The organism is Streptomyces sioyaensis (assembly GCF_004122735.1).
Lineage (GTDB): Bacteria > Actinomycetota > Actinomycetes > Streptomycetales > Streptomycetaceae > Streptomyces > Streptomyces sioyaensis.
This window is the reverse complement of sequence record NZ_SDIF01000226.1, coordinates 1-5,064: the sequence shown is the minus strand read 5'-3', so window position 1 is coordinate 5,064 and position 5,064 is coordinate 1. Positions and strand designations below refer to the sequence as shown.

At 71.8% G+C, this 5,064-nt stretch carries 5 protein-coding genes and 1 pseudogene; 2 read left to right on the top strand and 4 right to left on the bottom strand.

Annotation, left to right across the window (positions count from 1 at the left end; genetic code table 11):
• Positions 1–31 precede the first annotated feature (31 nt).
• The gene (locus tag EST54_RS33170; protein ID WP_129251385.1) at positions 32–550 is read right to left on the bottom strand and encodes a gluconokinase; all 519 of its coding nucleotides are present in this window, start codon (positions 548–550) and stop codon (positions 32–34) included.
• 131 nt (positions 551–681) lie between these two features.
• Between EST54_RS33170 and EST54_RS33165 the strand changes: the two genes are divergently transcribed.
• Positions 682–1,383, top strand: a complete 702-nt coding sequence (locus EST54_RS33165) for a FadR/GntR family transcriptional regulator (protein ID WP_006603606.1) — start codon at positions 682–684, stop codon at positions 1,381–1,383.
• Positions 1,384–1,411: 28 nt separating this feature from the next.
• Here EST54_RS33165 and EST54_RS33160 read toward each other — a convergent pair whose 3' ends face one another.
• Both EST54_RS33160 and EST54_RS33155 read right to left on the bottom strand, forming a co-directional pair.
• Complete coding sequence (locus tag EST54_RS33160; protein ID WP_129251384.1) at positions 1,412–1,624, bottom strand: hypothetical protein; 213 nt, start codon at positions 1,622–1,624, stop codon at positions 1,412–1,414.
• 70 nt (positions 1,625–1,694) lie between these two features.
• Entirely contained in the window at positions 1,695–3,293 is a 1,599-nt protein-coding gene (locus EST54_RS33155; RefSeq protein ID WP_129251383.1) for an acyl-CoA mutase large subunit family protein, read from the bottom strand.
• Positions 3,294–3,490: 197 nt separating this feature from the next.
• Between EST54_RS33155 and EST54_RS33150 the strand changes: the two genes are divergently transcribed.
• Entirely contained in the window at positions 3,491–4,339 is an 849-nt protein-coding gene (locus EST54_RS33150) for a L,D-transpeptidase family protein (RefSeq protein WP_129251386.1), read from the top strand.
• Positions 4,340–4,599: 260 nt separating this feature from the next.
• Here EST54_RS33150 and EST54_RS34365 read toward each other — a convergent pair.
• A pseudogene (locus EST54_RS34365) lies at positions 4,600–5,064 on the bottom strand (hypothetical protein); the annotation flags it as partial.

The following is a 5,064-nucleotide window of genomic DNA, read 5'->3' as shown; positions in this document are numbered from 1 at the left end:
GTGTTGAGGGGATGTGGGCGGGCGTGGGGGGCTATCCGGCCGGTGCGGTCATCGCGTGCAGTGCGGCGACCGCCCGTCCGGCGATCTGCTGCGGGGTGCCGGAGACGTCCACGGCGACGCCCGCCTCGTCGCGCCCGAGCGGTTCGAGCGTGGCGAACTGGGAGTCCAGCAGCGCGGCCGGCATGAAGTGGCCGGTGCGCTCGGACATCCGCGCCTCGATCAGCGCGCGGTCCCCGGTGAGGTGCAGAAAGACGACGCCGGGGGCCGCGGCGCGCAGCCGGTCGCGGTAGCCGCGCTTGAGCGCGGAGCTGCTGACCACCCCGCCCCGCCCGGCCCGCCCGTGCGCCCAGGCGCCGATGGCGTCCAGCCAGGGACCGCGATCGTGATCGTCCAGCGGGACGCCGGCCGACATCTTGGCGATGTTCGCCGGCGGATGGAAGTCGTCCCCCTCGGCGTACGGGACGCCCAGTGCGGCGGCCACCAGCGGACCGATCGTGGTCTTGCCGGTGCCGGCCACGCCCATCACGACGATCACGTCGGGGGTGCTCATCCCGTGGTACCTCGCTGTCTTCCTTGACCTCGTGCGGGCCCCACTGAAACCCATTAGGTACGACGTATTCAAGAGTCCGTGACGAAAACGTCATACTTAATTGGCCGGGCTCGGGAACGTAGGCTTGGCCCATGGAAAACGAGGGGAAGGGACTGCACGCCCGTGTACTGGAGTCCCTCGGACCCGCGATCACCGCGGGCGACTACCCTCCGGGCACGGTCCTGCGGACGGACGAACTGGAGGAGCGCTTCGACGTCTCCCGCACGGTCATCCGCGAGGCGGTCCGGGTACTGGAATCCATGCAGCTGGTCGCCTCCCGGCGCCGGGTCGGGGTGACCGTCCGGCCCACCGAGGAGTGGAACGTCTACGACCCGCGGGTGATCGGCTGGCGGCTGGCCGGCCGGGACCGGCCCCGGCAGCTGCGCTCACTGACCGTGCTGCGCTCGGCCGTCGAACCGGTCGCCGCGGGCCTGGCCGCCCAGCACGCCACCCCCGCCCAGTGCGCCGAACTCACCGAGCACGCCATGGGGATGGTCGCCACCTCACGCGGCCAGCAGCTCGACGCCTATCTCGTCCACGACGTGGCCTTCCACCGGATCGTGCTGACCGCCTCCGGCAACGAGATGTTCGCCCGCCTCGGCGATGTCGTCGCCGCCGTCCTGACCGGCCGCACCCAGCACCATGTGATGTTCACCGACCCCGACCCGGCCGCGGTCACCCTCCACGTACAGGTCGCGGAGGCGGTACGCACCGGCGACGCGGCCCGCGCGGAGTCCCTCACCCGCGAGATCACCGCCGGCGCGATGGCCGAACTGGACGTCCTGGCCCCGTAATCACCGCCGCGACCGGCCGCCCGCCCCCTCAGAACAGCGGCTGCTGCCCCGGCATCGGCGGCTCCTCCGGATCGAAGAGCTTCTCCGCCGGCGCCATCATCGGCGCCATCCGCCGCGAGCCCGGACAGGAGATCAGCTCCAGCACCGTCCGCCGCCCGGGCGGGTCATGGCGAGCGAAACGGCCGCCGACGACGGCGATCTCTCGAGTACAGATGGGGCACGCGCGGCGGGGTGACGACATGCCCACAGTCTGACGCAGCCCGGCCCGGGGGTCACAAACTCCCGCTCCCTGTGGGGCCAGAGCCCTTCCGTCAGAACGCGTCCGTCGGCACATACGTCCCCCACACCCCCCGCAGCGCCTCGCACACCTCGCCCACCGTCGTCCTCGCCCGCAGTGCCTCGCGCATCGGGGGGAGGACGTTGTCCGTGCCTTCGGCCGCCTTGCGGAGGGCGTCGAGGGCCGCGGTCACGGCGCGGGCGCTGCGGCGGTCGCGGAGCTGGGCCAGCCGTTCGACCTGCCGGGCCTCGATCGCCGGGTCGACACGCAGCGGCTCGTAGGGTTCCTCCTCGTCCAGCTGGAAACGGTTGACGCCGACGACGATCCGCTCGCCGGCGTCGGTCTCCTGGGCGAGGCGATAGGCGTTGCGCTCGATCTCGTCCTTCTGGAAGCCCCGTTCGATGGCGGCCACCGCGCCGCCCATGTCCTCCACCCTCCGCATCAGCGCGACGGTCTCCTCCTCCACGTCGTCGGTCATCGACTCAACGGCGTAGGAGCCGGCGAACGGGTCGACGGTGGCCGTCACATCGGTCTCGTACGCCAGCACCTGCTGGGTGCGCAGCGCGAGCCGGGCCGCCTTGTCCGTGGGCAGGGCGATGGCCTCGTCGAAGGAATTGGTGTGCAGCGACTGGGTGCCGCCGAGGACGGCGGCGAGCCCCTGGACGGTGACCCGGGCGAGGTTCACCTCCGGCTGCTGCGCGGTGAGTTGCACCCCCGCGGTCTGGGTGTGGAACCGCAGCATCATCGACCTGGGGTTGCGCGCGCCGAATTCCTCCCGCATCACCCGGGCCCAGATCCTGCGCGCGGCACGGAACTTGGCGACCTCTTCGAGCAGCGTCGTACGGGAGACGAAGAAGAAGGACAGCCGGGGCGCGAAGTCGTCGACGTCCATGCCGGCGGCCACGGCGGTGCGCACATAGGCGATGCCGTTGGCGAGCGTGAAGGCAATCTCCTGCGCGGGCGAGGCGCCGGCCTCGGCCATGTGGTAGCCGGAGATGGAGATGGTGTTCCAGCGGGGGATCTCGGCCCGGCAGTACTGGAAGATGTCCGCGGTCAGCCGCAGTGACGGCTGCGGCGGGAAGATGTAGGTGCCCCGGGCGATGTACTCCTTGAGCACGTCGTTCTGGATGGTCCCGTTCAGCTGGTCGGCCCGCACCCCTTCCTCCTCGCCGACCAGTTGGTAGAGGAGCAGCAGCAGCGCGGCGGGCGCATTGATCGTCATCGAGGTCGACACCCTGTCCAGCGGGATCCCGCCGAACAGCACCCGCATGTCCTCGACGGAGTCGATGGCCACCCCGACCTTGCCGACCTCGCCCGAGGCGATCGGGGTGTCCGAGTCGTGGCCCATCTGCGTCGGCAGGTCGAAGGCGACCGACAGGCCCGTGGTGCCGTGGGCGATCAGCTGCCGGTAGCGCGCGTTGGATTCGCGCGCGGTGCCGAAGCCGGCGTACTGCCGCATCGTCCAGGGCCGTCCGGTGTACATCGACGGATAGACACCGCGGGTGAAGGGGTAGCCGCCGGGCGCGCCGAGCCGGCGCTCCGGATCCCAGCCGTCCAGTGCCTGTGGCCCGTACACCGGCTCGATGGGCAGGCCGCTCTCGCTGTACCGGCCAGTGCCCGACTCGTGCGCCATGGGGGTATGCCTCCCACTCGGTGACCAATATCCGGTGTCTCGCTCTTTATCCATTTATCCACGTATTCACGTATCCACAGCATGCCCGCAGGTTCGCCGCGCCGCAGCACTGGGAAGAGTCATCGGTGGCCGGTCGGCCCACCGAGATCCGGGGGTGGCGCATGCAGCGCAGTAGTGGACGACGTACGGCGCCGGTGATGGCCGCGGTGCTGGTGGTGGCGGCTCTCGCGGTGGGCTGCCGCCCGGTGACGGTCTCCGGCGCCACCGCCCCGGACGGCAAGGGCGCCCGCTACGCCCCCACCACGCCCGCTCCCCCGCCGCTCGGCCGGCACGGTCCGCCCGCTTCCCGGCACTCCGCCCCGTCGCGCCCCCACCCCACGACGCCGCGCGCCGCGCACCGTGCGCCGCGGGCCGCCGGGCCGCTGATGGCGCCCGGCGCGCAGGGTGCGCGGGTCCGCGAACTCCAGGCGCGACTGGCCCAGCTGGGCCTCTTCGGCCGCTCCCCGACGGGCTCCTACGCCGCCGTCACGACGTCCGCGGTGCGCGCCTTCCAACGGCGGCAGGGCCTGCCCCGAACGGGCACCGTGCAGCCCGCGGCCTGGCTCGCGCTGCGGTCACAGACCCGCCGGCCCTCGCATGCGGAGCTGTATCCGCCCACGACCCGGCCGGTCGGCGCCCTGGATCCGCGCTGCATGCGGGGCCGGGTGATCTGCATCAGCAAGCGGACCCACACCCTCGCGTGGGTGATCGACGGCCGGGTCGTCTCGGCGATGGATGTCCGCTTCGGTTCGCAGTACACCCCCACCCGCGAGGGCACCTTCGCCCTCACCTTCAAGAGCCGCCACCACGTCTCGACGCTCTACCACACGGCCATGCCGTACGCGATGTTCTTCAGCGGCGGCCAGGCCGTCCACTACTCCGCGGACTTCGCCGCCCGCGGCTACCGCGGCGCCTCACACGGCTGCGTCAACGTCCGAGACAAGAAGAAGGTGGCCGCACTCTTCCACGCCACCCACCAAGGAACCAAGGTCGTGATCTCCCGCTGACCAGCACTCCCCCCAAGCCCCACACACCCGAACCCGCCAACGGAAGCGAAAATTGAGCAACCCCCACGAGGGGGAACCACATCCGCGAGAGCGGCGCCGGATTAGGCGCAAAAGAAGGGCGCGGGCAGGGCCGGGGGAACGTGCCCCGCCCGCGCCAGATGCGCTGAGCCGTGGGTACGGGGGGAACCCCGGCTCCTCGCGCAGCCGATGACCAGTCGGCTTCAATCAGTACTGCGTCACCCGCTCGAAAAACGTCACACCTACGGGGCGGGGGCGGTGCTGGGCGTCGCTTTCCCGGGATCCGTGGCGGTCGCCGACGAGCCGGGGGCCGGGATGGACGTGCCGGCGGGAGGGGTGGCGCCGGGCGACTGGGAGGGGTGACCCTCGTCGTCTTCGTCGCCGCCCGTGACGCCGCTGGTGACCCCGGTGCCGGCGGTGGTGCCGCCGAGGCCGCTGCCGCCGCCGGAGTTGCCGAGGTTCTGGTACCGCGCCAGGTAGGCGCGGCAGAAGGCGAGGACCTTGTCCGCTCCACCGGCCTTCTGTTCGAGGCGGTGCAGGGCGTCGCGGTCCATGCCGTCGCGCTTGCCGGATGCATAGCTCTGGCAGAGCGCGAGCAGGAGGTTCTTCTTGTCGTCGTGCCCGGAGTTCCCGCCGCCGTTGCCCCGGTGTCCGGTACCGGGGGTGCCGCCGGGCGGGGTGGCGCCGGGGCTGCTGCCGGGTGCTGG

Bases quoted from the DNA above. Each gene is read 5' to 3' on its own strand.
- EST54_RS33165 (WP_006603606.1), top strand. From the start codon at position 682: ATGGAAAACGAGGGGAAGGGACTGCACGCCCGTGTACTGGAGTCCCTC.
- EST54_RS33155 (WP_129251383.1), bottom strand. From the start codon at position 3,293: ATGGCGCACGAGTCGGGCACTGGCCGGTACAGCGAGAGCGGCCTGCCC.
- EST54_RS33160 (WP_129251384.1), bottom strand. From the start codon at position 1,624: ATGTCGTCACCCCGCCGCGCGTGCCCCATCTGTACTCGAGAGATCGCC.
- EST54_RS33170 (WP_129251385.1), bottom strand. From the start codon at position 550: ATGAGCACCCCCGACGTGATCGTCGTGATGGGCGTGGCCGGCACCGGC.
- EST54_RS33150 (WP_129251386.1), top strand. From the start codon at position 3,491: ATGGCCGCGGTGCTGGTGGTGGCGGCTCTCGCGGTGGGCTGCCGCCCG.